At 44.2% G+C, this 3,654-nt stretch carries 4 protein-coding genes and 1 pseudogene; 3 read left to right on the top strand and 2 right to left on the bottom strand.

Annotated features, from left to right (window positions below; genetic code table 11):
* Together F6K20_RS28930 and murG are read right to left on the bottom strand one after the other, a co-directional pair.
* The coding region (locus tag F6K20_RS28930; protein ID WP_287296982.1) for a Tom37 metaxin N-terminal-like domain-containing protein at nt 1-311 on the bottom strand (311 nt) is incomplete at its 3' end.
* Nucleotides 312-567: 256 nt separating this feature from the next.
* Entirely contained in the window at nt 568-1,617 is a 1,050-nt protein-coding gene (murG, locus tag F6K20_RS28935) for an undecaprenyldiphospho-muramoylpentapeptide beta-N-acetylglucosaminyltransferase (RefSeq protein ID WP_287250194.1), read from the bottom strand.
* A 52-nt stretch (nt 1,618-1,669) separates the two neighbouring features.
* On the opposite strand from murG, the gene F6K20_RS28940 reads away from it, so the two are divergent.
* The 3 genes and pseudogenes from F6K20_RS28940 to F6K20_RS28950 all read left to right on the top strand — a co-directional run.
* Nucleotides 1,670-1,900, top strand: a complete 231-nt coding sequence (locus tag F6K20_RS28940; RefSeq protein WP_131826872.1) for a hypothetical protein — start codon at nt 1,670-1,672, stop codon at nt 1,898-1,900.
* Nucleotides 1,901-1,964: 64 nt separating this feature from the next.
* On the top strand, nt 1,965-2,792 hold the full coding sequence (locus F6K20_RS28945) for a DUF8623 domain-containing protein (protein WP_008190095.1): 828 nt from the start codon (nt 1,965-1,967) through the stop codon (nt 2,790-2,792).
* Nucleotides 2,793-3,168: 376 nt separating this feature from the next.
* Nucleotides 3,169-3,654 (top strand): annotated as a pseudogene (locus F6K20_RS28950) (AhpC/TSA family protein); the annotation flags it as partial.

Genomic DNA, 3,654 nt, shown 5'->3' on the forward strand with positions numbered 1-3,654 from the left:
CCCCAATAAGTATTTTCTTTCAGCATCCGCCGAAAAGCTAAGGAGATTGCTTTTTCTGTTGAGGTCAAATCCCGATCAGGATCTATGCCCTCTTTTTCCTTAAGCATCTCGATAATTATGGTGGAGTCACCGATGAGTTCTCCTTTATATTCTATAAACGTAATTTTGCCTTTGGGAGCTTTAGTAAAGTCCTTAGTAATCTCGATATCGTAAGCAATATTAGCTATACGCAGCCAAGTTTCCAATTTAATACAGGGTGGACTAATGCTCGGTAATCCCCATAAAGGTGGTGCCTTATACAAAGTTATCATCACAGTAAATTTGGTTCGATATTACGCTTAAGCAATAACTATTATAAGGGCAAAATAATAATAAATCAATCTAGTCATTATCGAATCAACAACTCGAAGCTAGTCTACATTATTTTTTTGACTTTTTTGCAATTATTTTATTGTTCTTATTCGGTTTGAGCAATTTTTAGGTATTTAATCAAACCTCTGAAACTATTAATATTTAAAGTCAAGGGAAAGCTTGATTGACATGAGATCATAGTTCTCCTTTCATATTTTATTTTTCAACTAACTCACGAACTAGAGAGGCTAAACGCTTTCCACTATCTCTAATCGCAAGACTAGCTGTTTTTTGTTTCATCTCTTCTAACCTAGTTGGAGACTTGAGTAAAGCCAGCACCTCCTGTTCTAACGTTTCGTGAGTCAACTGGTCTTGACGAAATACTAAAGCAGCACCAGAATCCTTAAAGCTAGCTGCATTGAAAGCTTGATGGTCTTCCGCTGCATAAGGGTAGGGAATCAGAATGGCTGGTGTTTCAGTTATCGCTAGCTCGGTTAAGGTTCCGGCACCAGCACGGCTAATGGCTAAGTTTGCCCGTTGCAGTAATGGTGCCATGTGGTCATAAAAGGGCATAGACAGGTACTGAGGATGGCTAAGGGTGTTAGCCTCTGGGTCTTTTTCTCCAGTTAAATGAACAATCCAAGCACCGGCTTCAAACCAGAGGGGAGCACATTGGCGCACTAATTTATTCACTGCCACTGCTCCTTGGGAACCCCCAACCACCACAATCAAGGGTACCTCTGGTGGAATCGGGAGTTCTAGTGCCTGAGTCAGTTGAAAACTATCCCGCACTGGTGTACCAACGGTTACGGTTTTAATCCGGGGTAAGTACTTGGAAGCGGCTTCAAACCCTAGGGCTACGGTATTGCAAAAGGGACTCAGCCACCGGGTTACTTTTCCGGGAATAGCGTTAGATTCATGTATAATGGTAGGTAGACCCTGCAACCGTGCTGCCATAATTGCAGGTCCAGCGATGTAACCCCCAGTGGTGAAGACACCATCAAATTTACCTTCTCTCAGCAGTTGCCGCACTTGCCAAATTGAACTGACCAGGCGGGTAACGATGCGCAGAGTACCAAGACCGAAGCGTTGTTGAAAGCCTTCTACGGCAATGGTGTGCAGGGGATAGTCTGGTGGTAGCAACTCATTTTCGATGCGGTCAGGAACACCAAGCCACTCGATAGTGTAATTGGGTAAGTGTTGGGCTACTGCGAGGGCGGGAAATATATGTCCCCCCGTACCACTGGCGGCAATCAGCAATCGCATGGGTGACTTAGACACGGCTATAGGTCTCCTTGATCAATTGGGTGAGGGGCTTTTGTCTTGGGTTAATGGGAATCGGGAATCGGGAATCGGGAGTCGGGAATCGGGAAGAAAAAAAATACCAATTAAAGTAGGGTGGGCAAAGTCATATACTCTAGAGTACTCAAAAAAATCAAACTGTTTTTGCCCACCCTACAAGCTAGACATAGGTTATCAAACTAGATTTGGTATCATTGGTGAATCCAAGGGATTACCCTTTCTCCAATCACCAATGATCAATTACTAATTACTAGTTACCAGAATTACCAGTTACCAGTTACCAGTTACCAGTTACCAGTTAACGATTACCAATGACCAATCCAGCCACCTTACTGCAACGACTATCCCAATCTTTTACTACTAAAGTCAAGTCTATTTCTTTGGACTGGTCAGTATTTGTACTATTAACGGTAGGGTTGACCCTCGGCTCTCCTCTGAAAGCCCAAGCAGATAGCCCGGAAACCGCACCGCCTCAGCTTAAAGATACCCTCAGCCAAATTGATCGCTTCGCTAATGGCAAGGATGTTGAAGGGTTGCTGGAATTCTATAGCGCTAATTTTGCTAACTCCGATGGCTTAAGTCGGGATGTGATGGGAGAAGCGTTGCTTCAATTGTGGCAGCGCTACCCTGTGTTGAATTACCGCACGGAACTGACGGATTGGCAGCAAGAGGGCAACGCGATCGTGGCAGAAACTGTGACTTATATTACTAGTAACCAACAGGATGCTAGTAAGACCAAATTTGAATCGACTTTGCGATCGCGTCAGCGCTTTGAAAACCAAAAAATTGTCTATTCCACCATTTTGGCAGAGCGTTCCCAAATCACATCAGGAGCTAATCCTCCCAAGGTAACGGTGAAGTTACCAGAACAAGTGCGTATTGGTCAGCGATTTAATTTTGATGCCATTGTCCAGGAACCCCTCGGAGATGATTTGCTGCTGGGAGTGGCTATAGAAGAATCAGTCAGGTCACAGCGCTATACTAATCCCACGGAGGTTGACCTGGAATCTTTGGCTGCCGGTGGAATTTTTAAGATTGGCCGAGCCCCACTGTTACCAGAAGACCGCTGGATTTCAGCTATATTAATTCGGGGGGATGGCATGATTATGATTACTCGACGGTTACATGTGGTTGAGTAATTAGGTTTGAAGGGAGTAGGGAGTCGGGAGCGGTGCATAACCAGGCCGGAGCCAGGAAAAATAGAGGTCGCCTCTCCACAAGCGTATTTGGTTTATAACCTAGGTTTCGGTGTGCCCCACCGTACCTTTTTTTTATATATAGATAGATACTTTTTTAATCTAATTTTTTTCATAGACGTTTAAGTCGTTAGACCAAATTACGCAATATGTATCTGATACATATTTTTTACGTTGTCTACTTATCATTAGATAGTATTTATCTAGTTTTTTATTTTTTGTTTATGCTTTTATAATAACACGCAGTGCGAAAACTGTCAAGTTTTAACTTAAAAAGAAAGCCGTCCTATAAGGACGGGGCTTTAAACCCAAAATTTTTGGTAAGCGATTCTGCAACTATACGGGGTTTTCTGGGGATTGGCTGTTTGTCTGTCCCAATGCACAGCTGCACCACCAGCTTAATCTTTATCCAGGACTATCGCTCAAGCTACCAGGGCTCTCAATAACCCTAAATGCCTACTTGAATCTGCTGCTGATGTGTGCGGGTATTGGTAGTCCTGGCACTCTAGCTGAAGTATTTCGAGGCTATTGGGGCGATAGTCAGGCTCCGCAGTTGCTCGATGATGAGGAGGTTGTGCGAGGTATACCACTTCCCCCTATCAAGGGGTCATTCTTCAGGCTGGCTGGTGGCAAAGGTTTTCAAAGACCCTTTGAATTGGCAACCCTGCGGCTGCGGAATATGACAGAGGTTTTAAGCCACTGGAATACTTATGTACCCAATGGGGCTTATCTGACCCAGCGAGGGGGAACCTTCTTATTCGATTCACAGGGGAAATTACTCTACGAATACCGCGATGGCGGTCTA

It is taken from the genome of Moorena sp. SIO2C4, assembly GCF_010672485.1.
Classification (GTDB): domain Bacteria; phylum Cyanobacteriota; class Cyanobacteriia; order Cyanobacteriales; family Coleofasciculaceae; genus Moorena; species Moorena producens.